Origin of the sequence: Rhodococcus indonesiensis, from assembly GCF_047782815.1 — a bacterium.
GTDB classification, from domain to species: domain Bacteria; phylum Actinomycetota; class Actinomycetes; order Mycobacteriales; family Mycobacteriaceae; genus Rhodococcus; species Rhodococcus indonesiensis.
Genome location: NZ_CP180630.1, coordinates 1,594,260 through 1,608,873, shown reverse-complemented (window position 1 = coordinate 1,608,873; position 14,614 = coordinate 1,594,260). Strand labels below are relative to the sequence as shown.

Genomic DNA, 14,614 nt, shown 5'->3' with positions numbered 1-14,614 from the left:
CCTCTCTGGTAGCCCGCCCACCTGCACGGTCACGCCGAATCGGGGCGCGCTCCGCGTCCGTCGCCGTCCAGTATCCCCCGCCGCGGGCACCGCCCTCCGAGTTAGGGTGCCCTGACTAGTCCGGTACCGGGTGGGCGGCCAGCCACTGCTGTCCGTCCGCCGCGGCCCGGGACAGGGCCGCCCGTTCACCGACGTATCCGGCCAGCGCCCCGACCAGCGGCAGTACCCCGAGCGCACGCCACGCACCGGCCGGCTGCGGACGTCGGGCGAGTTCCGCGTTCACCGCCCGGACCAGGTCGATCGTCGACCGCACCGGACGCCGCACCCACGACAGCACCGTCCCCGCGTCGCCGCCGTCGCGCAGGTCGCGGCGGCACAGCACGGCCGCGAGCATCCGTACCTGACGGTCGCGGTCGTCGATTCCCCGTTCCCGGGCGACGGCGAGCAGCACGACCGCCTGGTTGAGGAAGCCGAGGGCGTCCTGCAACGGCAGCATCCGGCCCAGCACACCGAGCATCCCCGGGAACGCGACGGGCAGCGTCGAGACCGACCCGAGCCCGCCGATCCACCAGTCCACCCGCTCCTGTTCCGAGGCGTCCGCCCACGCCGCCGTGCCCGGCACGCGACCGGCGTCGAGCAGGGCCGCGGCCGCATCCAGCACCTGCTCGACCGCCGTCCGCTCCCGCACCGTCGGCCCGAAGGTGCGGGCCTTGATCCCGAACGGGTCGAGATACGCCAGGCCGAACAGCGGTCCGAAACCGGCTGCGGTCGCGTCCAGAGCCGCCGCGACGACCCCGTCGCCCAGCCTGGGGGTCACGGGCGTACCCCGCTCAGGGCGCCCCCGTCGACCGGCGCGTAGGCGGTGGTCCGTCGGCGGGCCGGCCGGCCGATCCCCTCGGCGATCGCCTCGAGCTCGGCCACGGTCTTCTCCGAACCGTGCTGGGAGCCGGCCATCCGGGAGATCGTCTCCTCCATCAGGGTGCCGCCGAGGTCGTTGGCACCGCCCTGCAGCATCGCCTGCGTACCGGCGACACCGAGCTTGACCCAGCTGGTCTGGATGTTGTCGATCCGGCCGTGCAGCATGATCCGGGCCAGCGCGTGCGCGGCGCGGTTGTCGCGCATCGTCGGCCCCGGCCGCGACGCGCCGGCCAGGTACAGCGGCGACGACTGGTGCACGAACGGCAGCAGCACGAACTCCGTGAAACCGCCGGTGCGGTCCTGGATCCCGCGCAGCACGTTCAGGTGCCCCACCCAGTGGTGCGGCTGGTCGACGTGGCCGTACATCATCGTCGAGCTGGACCGCAGCCCCACCTCGTGCGCGGTGGTGACCACCTCGATCCACTCCGCGGTGGGCAGCTTGCCCTTGGTGAGCACCCAGCGGACCTCGTCGTCGAGGATCTCCGCGGCGGTGCCGGGGATCGTGTCGAGGCCGGCCTCCCGCAACTCGGTCAGCCAGTCGCGCACCGACATGCCGCTGCGGGCGACGCCGTTGGCGATCTCCATCGGGGAGAACGCGTGCACGTGCATCGACGGCACCCGCTCCTTGACCGCGCGGACCAGGTCGGCGTAGCCGGTGACGGGCAGTTCCGGGTCGATTCCGCCCTGCATGCACACCTCGGTGGCGCCGGCGACATGCGCCTCCCACGCGCGGTCCGCGACCTCGGACGTGGACAGGGTGAACGCGTCGGCGTCGCCCTTGCGCTGCGCGAACGCGCAGAACCGGCAGCCGGTGTAGCAGATGTTGGTGAAGTTGATGTTCCGGTTGATCACGTAGGTGACGTCGTCGCCGACCGCGTCGCGGCGCAGCTGGTCGGCCAGGGCGACGACCGCCTCGAGACCCGGCCCGTCCGCGTGCGCGAGGGCGACGTACTGGGCGTCGGTACATCCGGCCGGGTCCTTCTCGGCGGCGCGCAGCGCGGAGAGCACGTCCCCGTCCAACCGCACCGGGGCGTGCGCCCCGAGCGCGAGGACCTGCTCGCGCACGGTGTCCCAGTCGCCGAACGCGCTGCCGAGGTCGGAGCGGTACTCGGTGTTGCGACCGGTGACGTCGATCCCGGAGTTCAGATCCACGCGACCGCTGGACTCCCAGTCGAGGTCGGGCTCCTGCCACGGGTGTCCCTGCGGGGTCACGTCCCGGGCCAGACCGGTCTCCGGGTCCGCCAGCGCTCGGACGTGGGCACCGATCCGCGGGTCGATCCACGGCTGCCCCGCCAGGACGTACTGCGGCTGGGCCGCGATCCGCTCGGTGAGGGTGAACCCCGCGTCGGCACTGAGCTGCGCGAGCAGATCCAGGTTCGGCCACGGCCGTTCCGGGTTGACGTGGTCCGGGGTCAGGGGTGAGACCCCGCCCCAGTCGTCGACGCCCGCGGCGAGCAGCGCGCGGCACTCGCCGGCGGCGACGAGGTTCGGCGGCGCCTGGATGCGCACGGACGGTCCGAGCACGAGCCGGGCCACGGCGATCGCGGCCCGGAACTCGTCGAGCCCGGCGTCGTCGTGCTCGCGCATCGCGGTGTCGTCCTTGGCCCGGAAGTTCTGCACGATCACTTCCTGGATGTGCCCGAACGCCTTGTGGGACTTGCGGATCGCCGCGATCGACTCGGCGCGCTCGGTGAGCGTCTCGCCGATACCGACGAGGATGCCCGTGGTGAACGGCACCGACAGCCGGCCCGCGTCGGTGAGCACCTGCAGGCGCACCGCCGGATCCTTGTCGGGGCTGCCGTGGTGGCACTCCCCCTTCTCAGTGAACAACCGGGTCGACGTGGTCTCGAGCATCATGCCCATCGACGGGGCCACCGGCTTGAGCCGGGACATCTCGGCCCAGCTCATCACGCCGGGGTTCAGATGCGGCAGCAGTCCGGTCTCCTCGAGCACCCGGATCGCCATCGCGCGCACATAGTCGAGGGTCGAGTCGTAGCCCCGCTCGTCGAGCCACTGCCGCGCCTCGGGCCAGCGGTCCTCCGGCCGGTCACCGAGCGTGAAAAGCGCTTCCTTGCAACCTAATTCGGATCCACGTCGGGCGATGTCGAGGATCTCGTCGGGTTCGAGGTACATCCCGTGCCCGGCGGCGCGCAGCTTGCCCGGCACGGTCACGAACGTGCAGTAGTGGCAGCGGTCCCGGCACAGCCGGGTGATCGGGACGAACACCTTGCGGGAGTACGTGACCGTGCCCGGCCGGCCCGCCGCGAGCAGACCGGCATCGCGCACCCGGGCGGCCGAGGCGCACAGGTCCTCGAGGTCCGATCCCCGCGCCGCGAGCAGGATCGCGGCCTCGTCGACGTTGAGCGTCGCCCCGTCCCGCGCCCGGCGCAACGCCCGTCGCATGCCCGACGGCGACACTCTCGCCGGATCCGTCGCGGACGAGGCGGGCCCGCCCGCGCCGGCGCGGACCGTGGGCAGGGGCAACGTCGCGGGGGTGGCACCGTCGTGGGTCGAATCGGTCATTGGCCGATCATGCGCCACCCGCCGGACCCATGCCACCTCGGGGCCACGTCCCCGGCGGACTCACTCGCGCGGATAATCCTCGTCGCCCGGGACGACCCGGCTCTGTTCCAGAGCATCCGCGGGCTCCACCTCGAGTGGCACCGAGGTCACCTCGTCGTCGGCGGGTTCGTCCTCCGCCGGCATCTCCTGTTCGATCCGATCCGCCTCGGGCGCTTCGGTGAATTCGGTGGTCTCCGATGATTCGGTCACGGCGGTCCTCCTCCTCGTGTCGACTCCGAACCCGGTCGCAGCGGTGCCGGGTCTGCTCGCCGATCAGCTTAGCCTGGAACCGACAGGACACCACCGACGAGGAGAACCACGTGACCCGGGACGCTCCCCCGCCCACCGCCGTCGGCTGGGCTGCCCCGCCGGCGCCGGTGACCATGGCCGAGCCCGCGTGGCGCCCCAGCCCGAGAGCGCGGCTGCTGTGGGCGGTGGGCGCGGCACTGCTGTGGCTACCGGTCGTCGCCGCCCAGGTGGTGTGGGCGATCGTCGACTCCGGCCGGCATCCGGGTTGGCACGTCGCCGCCGCCGTGGTCACCGCGGTCCTCGCCGTCGCGCACGTCGGCGTGATGCCGCTGTGGCGGTATCGGGTGCACCGCTGGGAGATCACCGACACCGCGGTGTACACGCGCTCGGGATGGTTCACCCAGGAGCGCCGGATCGCGCCGATCTCCCGGATCCAGACCGTCGACACGGAGCGGGGGCCGATCGACCGGTGGCTCGGTCTCGCCAACGTGACCGTCACCACCGCCTCGTCCGCCGGGGCGGTCGAGATCACCGCCCTCGACGTCGGGGTCGCCGACGCCACCGCCGCGCGGCTCACCGCGATCGCCGGCAGCACCCAGGCGGATGCCACGTGAGCGACGTCCCCGTCCCGCCGGAGCGGTCCGACGCCGCCGCCCTCGCCGCCGAGGCCGAGCAGCCGTGGTTGCGGCTCGATCCGCGGATGCTGCTGATCCACCCCGTCGAGGAGGTGCTGCGGCTGCTGCCCGTGCTGGTGGCGTCCGTGGTGCTCGGCAGCAGCAGCGGCAATCACGGCTGGGGTCTGGCGGTGGCCGGACTGCTGGTGGGGATCGGCGTGTTGCGCTGGTTCACCACGACCTACCGGATCGGGCCGGTGCACGTGGAACTGCGCCGCGGCCTGCTGCAACGTCAGCTGCTGTCGGTGCCGCGCAGCCGCATCCGGTCGGTGGACGTCGAGCAGCGCCTGCTGCACCGGTTGCTCGGGCTGGCGGTGGTCCGGCTCGGGACCGGGCAGCGCACCGGCGCCGGCCGGGACCGCAATCGGTTCGAGCTGAACGGCCTGGCGATCGGCGCCGTGCCGGCGCTGCGCGACGCCCTGCTCGGCACGCACCCGGGGACGTCGGCCGAGGAGTCCGGGGCGGTCGTGCCCGCCGAGACCGAGGTCGCCCGGTTCCGACCGGGCTGGGTGCGCTACGCCCCGTTCTCGACCACCGGGCTGGTCACCGTCGCCGCGGTGGTGGGACTGGCCTTCCAGTACGGACTCGCCGAGCGGCTCGGTGAGTCCGCCACCGTCGAGCGTGGGCTGTCGTCGGTCGAGTCCGTCGGGCCGTTCGTCGCCGCCGCGCTCGGTCTGCTCGTCCTCGTCGTGGTGGCGAGCCTGGCGGCGTGCGTGCGCTACGTGCTGCTGTACGCGGACCTGTCGGTCACCGACGACGGACGGATGCTGCGCGTCGGCCACGGCCTGCTGCGGCACCGCCACACCACCCTGGATCGGCGCCGTCTGCGCGGGGTGAGCCTCCGCGAGCCGCTGGCGCTGCGCCTGGCCGGCGGTGCCCGGCTCGACGCGGTGATGACCGGTGTCGCCGCCGAGCACGGCGAGTCGTCGTTGCTGCTGCCGCCCGCGCCGTCCGCCGAGGCGCGACGGGTCGCGGCGGCGGTGCTGCGCGACACCCGTCAGCTCGACGCCCCGCTGCGCGCGCACGGGCCGGCGGCGCGGCGACGACGATTCACCCGGGCGCTGCTGCCCGTGGCCCTGGCCGTCGCGGCCGCTGCGACGGCGGTCGCGGTCACCGGCCGCACGGTGCCGGTGGCGGTGTGGGGGCCGGTGGTCGCGGTCGTCGCGGCGGGGGCGGTGGGACTGGCGTGGGATCGCTACCGCAGCCTGGGTCACGCCGTGCTCGGTGCCGGAACGACGGACGCGCCGGCGTGGTTGATCACCCGCGGGGGCTCACTGGATCGGCGCCGCGTCTCGCTCGAGGCGGACGGCATCATCGGCTGGACGGTGCGGCAGTCGTTCTTCCAGCGCCGCGCCGGAGTGGCGACCGTCGTCGCCGCGACGCCGGCTGGCACGGGCCGCTACGAGGTCGTGGATCTACCCGCCGAGCAGGCGTGGGCGCTGGTCGAGGCGGTCACACCCGGCGCCGGCGACGCCTGGGTGCGCCGATGAACCCGGACATCGGCCGGCCACGCGACCTGGCCACGCTCGACGCCCGCCTGATCGAGTGCCGGGCCTGCCCGCGCCTGGTCGCGTGGCGCGAGCAGGTGGGCCGGGACAAGCGTGCCGCCTACCGCGACGAGGAGTACTGGGCGCGTCCCGTGCCCGGGTTCGGTCCGGCGGACGCGTCCCTGCTGATCGTCGGCCTGGCCCCGGCCGCGCACGGCGGCAACCGGACCGGGCGGATGTTCACCGGCGACCGCTCGGGCGACTTCCTCTACGCCGCGCTGCACGCGGCGGGCCTGGCGTCGCAGCCCACCGCGACGCACCGCGGCGACGGCCTCGAGCTGTTCGGTACCCGCGTCACGTCGCCGGTGCACTGCGCGCCCCCCGCCAACCGGCCGACGCCGCAGGAGCGGGACACGTGCCGCACCTGGCTCGACGCGGAGCTGCAGCTGCTGACGCCGACGTTGCGCTCGATCGTGGTGCTCGGCGGCTTCGGCTGGCAGGCGCTGTTCCCGGTCCTCGACGACGCCGGCTGGGTCGTGCCGCGTCCACGCCCCCGATTCGGGCACGGGGCGGGCGTGGAACTGCTGCCGCGCGGCGACGCCGCGGACCGCGGGCCGTTACACGTGTTCGGCTGCTATCACGTGAGCCAGCAGAACACGTTCACCGGCCGGCTCACCCCGGCCATGCTCACCGCCGTGCTCACGGACGCGGCGCGGGCTGCCGGACTGCACTCGTGAGGGCGGCCATGCGAGCGACGAACAGGTACAAACCGGCGGGGGCGAGTGCGCCGACCGGCAGCAGCAGGGTCCGCCAGTCGGCGACGAGGAGCTGATCGCCGCCGGGGCCGCCCGCCAGGCACACGACGAACCCGACGATCCACGCGAGCAGCGGCCAGGCCGCGCGCGAGGTGGACCCGGTTTCGGCGCGCATCGCCATCACCAGCAGCACGTTCGCCACGCCGGCCAGCACTATCGTGACGGGGAACGGCACGGTGCCGATGTACAGGCCGAGGAAGAACACGGACAGCAGCGCGCACAGGAAACCGTCGAAGGTCAGCAGAGCGACGATGCCCGTGCGCGGCTTCGCCGTCGGCGACGCGGGGGCCTGCGTGGCGGTGGTGGCGGGATCGACCGTCATGGTTCGATAGTGCGCCACGGGCGCGGGTCCGTGGGCACCGGGTCCCGGCCGATCACGGCACGGGCGGGTAGCCCATGAGCGTGAGCACGTCGCTGGCCTGGTCCGCGAAGCCGTAGAGCGCCTGGTAGTAGGCGGCATTGATCTGGTCCGCGTAGGGACGCAGCGAATCGACGAATGCGACGATCTGGTTCTGGACGGACCAGTTGTACATCGGAACCCTCTCGTGTGACCGTGATCACCTTTCCGGTGCTCGTGGTCACACTAACCCAGCCCGGCGAAGAGGTCACGCTCACGCCCGGGGCCGGGGCCGCGGTCGCCGCGGGCCAGTACGTAGTGCTCCTGCTCCAGCACGGGCTGCGCGACGAGGTTGGACAGGGTGAACTGTGCGCCGCCGGGCGCCACGAGCACCTGGGTCGCGTGCGCCGCCAGCGCCGCTCGCTTGGCATCGAGCACGTCGGCGACGTCGACCACGGTGGTGACCCGGTCGTCGGGCACGCTCGGCAGCTCGTCGGGGCCGGGTCGTCGCCACCCGCCGGGCAGGTCGGTCATGTTCTCGACGCCGCGGCGCAGGGCGCTCGCCTCGGTGACGGTCCAGTAGAGCTTCGCCGGGTCCCACGGCGAGCCGGCGTGCGGGTAGGCGTCGGTCCCCGCGGCCTCGACCGCCGCGGTCACGATGTGATGCACCCGGATGTGGTCGGGGTGGCCGTAGCCACCCACCGGGTCGTAGGTGACCACCACGTGCGGGCGCAGTTCGCGGATCACCGCGACCAGTGCGGCCACCGCCTCGTCACGGTCGGCATTCACCCAGGCCCGGGGGTTCGCAGCCGACGGGGTCCCGGCCATTCCGGAATCGCGCCAGTGCCCGGCACCGCCGAGGAAGCGCGGCGCAGGCACGCCGAGGGCGGCCAGCGCCCGGCCGAGTTCGTGGATGCGGTAACCGCCGAGCTGATCGGCGCGGTCGGCGGTGAGCTGGGCCCACTCGTCCCCGATGACCTCGCCTTCCTCCCCGAGGGTGCACGTCACGACGGTGACCTCGGCACCCTGAGCGGCGTAGTGCGCGATCGTCCCGCCCGTGGTGATGGATTCGTCGTCGGGGTGGGCGTGCACCAGCAGCAGGCGCCTCGACGCGGGGTCGGTTCGGTCGGTCACGGTGTGGTCCTCCACCAGTTCTGCGCGTCGGACAGGGGCCCGGCGGGGATCGCACCGGTCAGCGCCACGCCCTCGACGCCGGGTCCCGCGGCGATCACGGTGCGGTCCTGCACGATCGGCAGGGTGACCGCGAGGTCCCACAGCTTCGGCTGGGCGCCGGTCAGGACGGCGGGCACGTCGCCGGCGCCGCGCAGGGCGCCGGCAAGTTCGGATTCGAGGGCGGGGTCGCACACCCCGGACACGTTGCTCGGTGCGGCGAGCTGCGCCTCGGCGGCTTCGATCTCGTCGTCGGGACTCTCACCCTCGGGAGCGGTGTCACCCTCGGGAACGGTGTCATCGTCCGGGGCGGGCTCCGGAGTGGGCGCCGGATCCGGCCCGGCCGGGGCGCTTTCCTGCCCGGGAATCGCCGGTGGACAACCGAATCGGGACATCGCGGCCGTGGCGGGGTCGCCGCCGGCGCGGGTCCAGCCGACCACGGCGTGCACGGTTCCCCGGACGAGTGCGTCGCCGTAGAGCTCGTCGGGCGGCAGCGTGGTCACGGTGGCCGCGACGCCGGCTCCGCGCAGCTGGTCTGCGGCGGTGTGGGCGACGGCGTCGGCCACCGGGGAGTTCTCGGGCACGCCCAGCACGAGCGCCAGGGGCGCGTCTCCGTGGGCGAGCAGCCCGGTCGTCGCCGCTTCCGGTACCGGCGTGCGGGTCGCTTCGACCGTCGCCGGGTCGGCCGGTACGTAACCGGCCGCGGCGAGGAGCGCGAGGGACTCCTCGCGGCCCGGCCGCGGCGGCATGCTCGGCGCATATCCGGGGTCGGACGGGGCGAGCACCTGTGCACGGGCCGCGACCACGGCCGATTCCGTGCCGGCCGCGACCGTGGCCAGCAGGTCCGGGTCGAGAAGTCCGAGGACGGCGCGGCGCACGCGCGGATCCGCGAACTCGGTCGTGCGGCCGTTGAGGGTCAGTTCCAGGACGCGGGGCTGGAGTTGAGTGCCGGTGCGCACGTGCGGGATCGCGCCGAGCTGGGCGAGCAGCGCGGAGCCGCCGCCGTGCATCTGCGCGACCTGGGCGTCGCCGGTGCGCATCGACTCGGCGAGCTGTGCGTCGGTTCCGCCGCGCCGCAACAGGATCCGGTCGGGCCGGGCCGGGGTCCCCCAGAACCGGTCGTTGCGTTCGAGCAGGATCTCGCCCCGCCCGCGGTCGACGGACCTGACATGGAACTGCCCACCGGACACCGGGATCGATTCGGCGAGGCTCGTGGCGAATCCACCCGGCGTGTCCTTGACCAGGTGGGCCGGCAGGAGGTGGGTGAACAGTTCCCGCCACGCCGGGTAGGGCTCGCGCAGGGTGACGGTGACGGTCTTGCCGCCGCCGGAGGATCCGACGTCCTCGATGAGGCGGTAGCCCGCGGGATCGACCACGCCGGGCTCGGTGATCATCTGCTGCCACAGGTACCGGAAGTCCTCGGCGGCGATGGGTGCGCTGTCGGACCACTGCGCTTCGTCGCGGACCTGATAGGTGATGGTGAACGGCGCCTGCGAGGTGACGTCGGCCGAGACGAGGACGGACTCGTCGAGCATCCACACGGTGGCACCGGGCCGCGCGGGATCGGGCACGGGCCGGAACGCGCTCGGCAGCACCATCCCGGCAACCGTGTTGCCGACGGGCGACTGGTCGGCGAGCAGGTGCGGATTGAACCCGGCGCCCACGTCGTCGACCGCCACCACGACGGTGTTCAGCTGGGGAACCGGGGCGGGGGTCCGGGTGGGTTCGGTCTGCTCGATCGGCGGCGGCGGATCGGCGGTGCACGCCGACAACCCCAGCACCGCGGCGACGGCGGTGATCCCGGCGAACCTGCGCATCCGGCCTCCCTTCCCTCCGGGATGCGGCGGTGGTCCCGGCCGCACCGGGACCACCCCTGCCGCACTACTCGTCCAGTGCCGCGACTACTTGTTGCGAGCCTTCTCCCGCGAGCGGGCGCGGGCCCGGTCGGTGGCCGAGAGGTGCACCTTGCGGACCCGGAGGATCTCCGGGGTGACCTCGACGCACTCGTCGGAGGCGCAGAACTCCATGGCCTCCTCGAGGCTCAGGGTGATCGGCTTGGCGAGGGTTTCCATCACGTCGGCCGTGGAGGAGCGCATGTTGGTGAGCTTCTTCTCGCGGGTGACGTTGATGTCGAGGTCTTCGGCGCGCGGGTTGATGCCCACGACGTGGCCCTCGTAGGTGTCGCTGCCCGGCTCCACGAAGAAGGTGCCGCGGTCGCCGAGCTGGATCATCGCGAACGGCGTGACCGAGCCCGAGCGGTCGGAGACCAGCGAGCCGGTATGCCGTGCGCGGATCTCGCCGGCCCACGGGGCGTAGCCGTGGAAGACGGCGTTGGCGATGCCCGTGCCGCGGGTCTCGGTGAGGAAGTCGGTGCGGAACCCGATGAGGCCGCGCGACGGGACGATGAACTCCATGCGCACCCACCCGGCGGCGTGGTTGGACATCTGCACCATCTTGCCCTTGCGGGCCGCGAGCAGCTGGGTGATCGCGCCGAGGTGTTCCTCGGGGCTGTCGATGGTGAGCTCCTCGTACGGCTCGTGCACCTTGCCGTCGACCTGCCGGGTGACCACCTGCGGCTTGCCGACGGTGAGCTCGAAGCCCTCGCGGCGCATCTGCTCGACGAGGATGGCCAGCGCCAGCTCGCCGCGGCCCTGCACCTCCCACGCGTCGGGGCGGCCGATGTCGAGCACGCGCAACGACACGTTGCCGACCAGCTCCGAGTCCAGCCGGGACTTGACCATGCGCGCGGTCAGCTTGTGACCCTGCACGCGGCCGACGAGCGGCGACGTGTTGGTGCCGATGACCACCGAGATGGCCGGCTCGTCGACCGTGATGCGCGGCAGCGCGACCGGGTTGTCCACATCGGCGAGGGTGTCGCCGATCATGATGTCCGGGATGCCGGCGACGGCGACGATGTCGCCGGCGACGGCGACGTCACCGGGCCGGCGCTCGACACCGATGGTCTGGAGCAGCTCGGTGATCTTCACGTTCTTCACGCCGTCGGCGTGCATCCACGCGACGGTCTGGCCCTTGCGCAGTTCGCCGTTGTGGATGCGCAGCAGCGCCAGGCGGCCGAGGAACTCGGAGGCGTCGAGGTTGGTGACGTGCGCCTGCAACGATGCGGCCTGATCGCCCTTGGGGGCGGGGATGTACTTCATGAGCACGTCGAACAGCGCGTCGAGATTCTCGGCGGACGGCGCCTGTCCGTTCTCGGGCTGTTCGGTCGACGCCTTGCCCTCGCGGCCGGAGGCGTACAGGACCGGCAGGTCGAGCAGCTGCTCGGCGGCCTCGGAAGCCTCGTCGTCGAGGTCGGAGGCGAGGTCGAGCAGCAGGTCGTGGGTCTCCTCGACGACCTCGGCGATGCGGGCGTCGGGACGGTCGGTCTTGTTGACCACGAGCAGCACCGGCAACGACGCGGAGAGCGCCTTGCGCAGCACGAAACGGGTCTGCGGCAGCGGGCCCTCGGACGCATCGACGAGCAGGACCACGCCGTCGACCATGGACAGCCCGCGCTCGACCTCGCCACCGAAGTCGGCGTGACCGGGGGTGTCGATCACGTTGATGACGGTGACGGTGCCGTCGGGGTTGTGCCGGTGCACAGCGGTGTTCTTCGCGAGGATCGTGATGCCCTTCTCGCGCTCGAGGTCACCGGAGTCCATGACCCGGTCGACGAGTTCCGCGCGCTCGGCGAAGGCACCCGATTGGCGCAGCATGGCGTCGACGAGGGTGGTCTTTCCGTGGTCGACGTGCGCGACGATGGCGACGTTGCGGAAACTGGCGGTGCTCACGCGATGGCTCTCCTGGCTGTTGTCCGGCCACACGGCACTGGACCCAGACGGCACCTCGCCCGTACGGCGTTCTTGCGGTGGCCGCGTCGCGAATGCGAGTCACCTGTTCGCGGCCGTGAACGGCCCGCACAGGCACTGCGGCCTCCAATACAGTACAGGCCGGTCCCGGTGCTCCGCGCGCGCCGACGCCGGATTCACCAGCTCGCGACGCAGAGCGTGACGTTCGCCACGTCGCCCCGCGCCGGCCGGCGCACCCTGCATTCGTCGGCGCACCCTGTATTCGGCGGCCCGGCCATCCAGGTAAGGGCATGCTAACCTTTGGTCCGGAACCCCACCGACGAAAGGCCGGCGACCCGGATGGGCAAGGTGAAGGCGAGCAAGGTCGCGCAGCTCGAGCCCAAGAAGAAGTGCTGCCGCAAGAAGACCCGCTGTGTGCGCTGCCCGGTGGTGGTCATGCGGATGAAGAGACTCGAGCACGAGGGACTGGGCAAGAAGGAGCTCGCGAAGCGCCTGAAGAAGGCCCGCGCCGCCTGACCGGCCGCACCGCCGTCAGTCCCGGAGTCGGGCGCGCAGCTCCGGTAGCCACACCCGGTCGTTGGGCACCAGATCGATCCGTTCCAGCTCGTCGGCGTCCACCCAACGCAGAGCCGCGTGCTCGAGCGGCCGCGGTTCCCCCGAGACCAGCTCCACGCGGTAGGCGCGCAGCACCCGGCCCCCGCCCAGCGGCACTCCGGCCCCGACCCGCTGCGCCCCGGCGACCTCCACCCCCAGCTCCTCCCGCAGCTCACGGCGCAGTGCCGCCTCGGCGGACTCCCCCGGCTCCGCCTTGCCGCCGGGCAGCTCCCACAACCCCGCCAGCTCCGGGGGGCCGACCCGCTGCGCCAGCAACAGCCGGCCGTCGCGGAAGATCGCCCCGGCCACCACCTCGTCCGCCCGGCCCGTCGTTGCACTCATGTGCGGCATCGTCCCAGAATGAGACATGGCCGAGTTGCTCTCCGACGCCGACATCGAGGCCGCCCTCGTCGACCTCCCCGCGTGGCAGCGGGACGGGAACGCGATCGTGCGCACCGTCGAGTCCCCCTCGTTCCCCGAGGCCGTCGCGCTGGTGGACCGGGTGGCCGAGGCCGCCGAGGCGGCGAACCACCATCCCGACATCGACATCCGCTGGCGGAAGGTGACCTATTCGCTGTCCACCCATTCCGCCGGCGGGATCACCGCGTCGGACGTGGAACTGGCCCGGACGATCGACTCGCTGGTCCACGGCTGACGGACACGGCCGGAGCGGGGTGCCGCGCAGCGCTGCGCCGGGCGAGGATCGTCCACACGTACACCGCGAGCACTCCGAGCACGTTGCACCCCCCGGCCCAGGCGAGCACCGCGGGCCGCGAGATGTCCCACATCGAATCCTGCGCCAGCCCCAGCAGCCACGGCACGCCGACGACGGTGAGCACCGCCCAGAATCCGGCCAGCACGCGCGCGCCGCGCCGGTCCGCGAGCGGACCGTAGACCAGCCACACCAGCATCGGCAGGACCCACACCCAGTGGTGCATCCAGGAGATCGGCGAGACCAGCAGCCCGAAGAGTTCGACGACGACGATGGTGCCGAGGCGATCGCCCGGACCGAGGGCACGCCAAGCCGCGAAGGCCAGCGCCGCCGAGACCACGACGGCCGCCAGCCACAGCGGCCCGGTGCCGACATCGTGCCCCACGATGCGGCTCAGCGCGCCGCGCAGCGACTGGTTCCAGACCGACCCCACCGGTCCGATCCGCTCGGCGTCGCCGAACAACGTCGTGAAGTAGGTCCGTGCCTGCTCGCCGAGCACCAGCCAGCTGACGGCGACGGTAACGACGAAGACCGCCGCGGAGAAGAATGCCGCCGACCACCGCCGTCGGGCCACGAAGTACAGACCGGCGACCGCCGGGGTCAGCTTGATGCCGGCGAGCACCCCGACCAGGCCACCCGAGAGCCACCAGCGGTTGCTGCGGACCGCGACCATCACACCGAAGGCCAGGAACACGTTGACCTGCCCGTAGTCGAGGGTCGTGCGGATGGGCTCGGTCCAGATGCCGACCGCCGTCCACCCGAGCGCGACCGCCGTCCAGTGGGCGCTGTGGGCCGCAGGACCGAACAGCAGCTCGAGACAGATGCGCAGGATGCCGAACAGGGCGGCGACGGTCAGCAGCTGCCACACCACGCCGACCACGGGGAACGGGAGGTAGTGCAGGGGGAAGAAGACCAGGGCCGCGAACGGCGGGTAGGTGAAGGGCAGGGAGAACTCGGGCGTGTCCCGGGTGTAGGTGAAGTCGTAGAGCTCCCCGCGCAGCAGCGCCGCGGACCCGTCGACGTACACGTGCAGATCCACGAGATTCATGCCGTTGGGGGTGAGGAAGTTCCACGCCAGGCGCACCCCGACGGAGACGGCCAGCAGGGCCGCGCACCACCACAGTCGATGCGGGCGAACCGGATCGGACACTGCGGCGCGGCCTCCCGTCGTCACGTCACCCCGGGGAAGGACCGGGGACTGATGCAGACTATCCGTTCCACGACGGCGAGCCGAACACGATACTCACATCAGTAACAGTTTCATCTACTCTCACAAAAACCACATGCGTC

At 72.5% G+C, this 14,614-nt stretch carries 15 protein-coding genes; 5 read left to right on the top strand and 10 right to left on the bottom strand.

Features of this window, described 5'->3' with window-relative positions; translation table 11 throughout:
- Nucleotides 1-115: 115 nt before the first annotated feature.
- The 3 genes from ACM26Y_RS07640 to ACM26Y_RS07630 are packed head-to-tail and all read right to left on the bottom strand — an operon-like array spanning nt 116 to nt 3,690.
- Nucleotides 116-817, bottom strand: coding sequence for a hypothetical protein (locus ACM26Y_RS07640; RefSeq protein ID WP_289379539.1), 702 nt, complete (start codon nt 815-817; stop codon nt 116-118).
- Nucleotides 814-3,441, bottom strand: coding sequence for a bifunctional FO biosynthesis protein CofGH (locus tag ACM26Y_RS07635; protein ID WP_416063080.1), 2,628 nt, complete (start codon nt 3,439-3,441; stop codon nt 814-816). The genes ACM26Y_RS07640 and ACM26Y_RS07635 overlap by 4 nt, the downstream gene beginning before the upstream one ends.
- A gap of 60 nt (nt 3,442-3,501) precedes the next feature.
- On the bottom strand, nt 3,502-3,690 hold the full coding sequence (locus ACM26Y_RS07630; protein ID WP_003936063.1) for a hypothetical protein: 189 nt from the start codon (nt 3,688-3,690) through the stop codon (nt 3,502-3,504).
- A 110-nt stretch (nt 3,691-3,800) separates the two neighbouring features.
- Here ACM26Y_RS07630 and ACM26Y_RS07625 point away from each other — a divergent pair, with 110 nt between their 5' ends.
- From ACM26Y_RS07625 to ACM26Y_RS07615, 3 genes are read left to right on the top strand one after another with little or no spacing between them, the layout of a single operon-like run.
- The gene (locus tag ACM26Y_RS07625) at nt 3,801-4,343 is read left to right on the top strand and encodes a PH domain-containing protein (protein WP_416063079.1); all 543 of its coding nucleotides are present in this window, start codon (nt 3,801-3,803) and stop codon (nt 4,341-4,343) included.
- On the top strand, nt 4,340-5,893 hold the full coding sequence (locus tag ACM26Y_RS07620) for a PH domain-containing protein (protein ID WP_416063078.1): 1,554 nt from the start codon (nt 4,340-4,342) through the stop codon (nt 5,891-5,893). The genes ACM26Y_RS07625 and ACM26Y_RS07620 overlap by 4 nt, the downstream gene beginning before the upstream one ends.
- Nucleotides 5,890-6,627 (top strand): uracil-DNA glycosylase, encoded by a 738-nt coding sequence (locus ACM26Y_RS07615; protein WP_040782023.1) that lies wholly within the window; start codon nt 5,890-5,892, stop codon nt 6,625-6,627. Before ACM26Y_RS07620 ends, ACM26Y_RS07615 begins: the two co-directional genes overlap by 4 nt.
- On the opposite strand, the gene ACM26Y_RS07610 is transcribed toward ACM26Y_RS07615, so the two are convergent.
- From ACM26Y_RS07610 to typA, 5 genes are all read right to left on the bottom strand, one after another.
- Nucleotides 6,590-7,027, bottom strand: coding sequence for a hypothetical protein (locus ACM26Y_RS07610; RefSeq protein ID WP_003936059.1), 438 nt, complete (start codon nt 7,025-7,027; stop codon nt 6,590-6,592). The genes ACM26Y_RS07615 and ACM26Y_RS07610 overlap by 38 nt on opposite strands.
- 52 nt (nt 7,028-7,079) lie before the next feature.
- A complete protein-coding gene (locus ACM26Y_RS07605) occupies nt 7,080-7,238 on the bottom strand; it encodes a hypothetical protein (RefSeq protein ID WP_003936058.1) in 159 nt (52 codons plus the stop codon).
- A gap of 50 nt (nt 7,239-7,288) precedes the next feature.
- Nucleotides 7,289-8,176: an N-acetyl-1-D-myo-inositol-2-amino-2-deoxy-alpha-D-glucopyranoside deacetylase gene (gene mshB, locus ACM26Y_RS07600; protein WP_416063077.1), complete on the bottom strand. Its 888-nt coding sequence runs from the start codon at nt 8,174-8,176 to the stop codon at nt 7,289-7,291.
- Nucleotides 8,173-10,029, bottom strand: coding sequence for an ABC transporter substrate-binding protein (locus ACM26Y_RS07595; protein WP_416063076.1), 1,857 nt, complete (start codon nt 10,027-10,029; stop codon nt 8,173-8,175). Before ACM26Y_RS07595 ends, mshB begins: the two co-directional genes overlap by 4 nt.
- Nucleotides 10,030-10,113: 84 nt before the next feature.
- The gene (typA, locus tag ACM26Y_RS07590; protein ID WP_416063075.1) at nt 10,114-12,000 is read right to left on the bottom strand and encodes a translational GTPase TypA; all 1,887 of its coding nucleotides are present in this window, start codon (nt 11,998-12,000) and stop codon (nt 10,114-10,116) included.
- 357 nt (nt 12,001-12,357) lie between these two features.
- Here typA and ACM26Y_RS07585 point away from each other — a divergent pair, with 357 nt between their 5' ends.
- On the top strand, nt 12,358-12,534 hold the full coding sequence (locus ACM26Y_RS07585) for a hypothetical protein (RefSeq protein ID WP_003936054.1): 177 nt from the start codon (nt 12,358-12,360) through the stop codon (nt 12,532-12,534).
- 15 nt (nt 12,535-12,549) lie between these two features.
- Here ACM26Y_RS07585 and ACM26Y_RS07580 read toward each other — a convergent pair whose 3' ends face one another.
- Nucleotides 12,550-12,954 carry a (deoxy)nucleoside triphosphate pyrophosphohydrolase gene (locus ACM26Y_RS07580; RefSeq protein WP_017680216.1) on the bottom strand — a complete coding sequence of 135 codons (405 nt, stop codon included), beginning with the start codon at nt 12,952-12,954 and terminating at the stop codon, nt 12,550-12,552.
- 25 nt (nt 12,955-12,979) lie between these two features.
- On the opposite strand from ACM26Y_RS07580, the gene ACM26Y_RS07575 reads away from it, so the two are divergent.
- Entirely contained in the window at nt 12,980-13,267 is a 288-nt protein-coding gene (locus tag ACM26Y_RS07575; protein ID WP_416063074.1) for a 4a-hydroxytetrahydrobiopterin dehydratase, read from the top strand.
- On the opposite strand, the gene ACM26Y_RS07570 is transcribed toward ACM26Y_RS07575, so the two are convergent.
- On the bottom strand, nt 13,212-14,474 hold the full coding sequence (locus ACM26Y_RS07570) for a mannosyltransferase (RefSeq protein ID WP_416063073.1): 1,263 nt from the start codon (nt 14,472-14,474) through the stop codon (nt 13,212-13,214). The genes ACM26Y_RS07575 and ACM26Y_RS07570 overlap by 56 nt on opposite strands.
- Nucleotides 14,475-14,614 lie beyond the last annotated feature (140 nt).

Bases quoted from the DNA above. Each gene is read 5' to 3' on its own strand.
- ACM26Y_RS07605 (WP_003936058.1), bottom strand. From the start codon at position 7,238: ATGTACAACTGGTCCGTCCAGAACCAGATCGTCGCATTCGTCGATTCG.
- ACM26Y_RS07635 (WP_416063080.1), bottom strand. From the start codon at position 3,441: ATGACCGATTCGACCCACGACGGTGCCACCCCCGCGACGTTGCCCCTG.
- ACM26Y_RS07580 (WP_017680216.1), bottom strand. From the start codon at position 12,954: ATGAGTGCAACGACGGGCCGGGCGGACGAGGTGGTGGCCGGGGCGATC.
- ACM26Y_RS07615 (WP_040782023.1), top strand. From the start codon at position 5,890: ATGAACCCGGACATCGGCCGGCCACGCGACCTGGCCACGCTCGACGCC.
- ACM26Y_RS07610 (WP_003936059.1), bottom strand. From the start codon at position 7,027: ATGACGGTCGATCCCGCCACCACCGCCACGCAGGCCCCCGCGTCGCCG.
- ACM26Y_RS07575 (WP_416063074.1), top strand. From the start codon at position 12,980: ATGGCCGAGTTGCTCTCCGACGCCGACATCGAGGCCGCCCTCGTCGAC.
- ACM26Y_RS07595 (WP_416063076.1), bottom strand. From the start codon at position 10,029: ATGCGCAGGTTCGCCGGGATCACCGCCGTCGCCGCGGTGCTGGGGTTG.
- ACM26Y_RS07585 (WP_003936054.1), top strand. From the start codon at position 12,358: ATGGGCAAGGTGAAGGCGAGCAAGGTCGCGCAGCTCGAGCCCAAGAAG.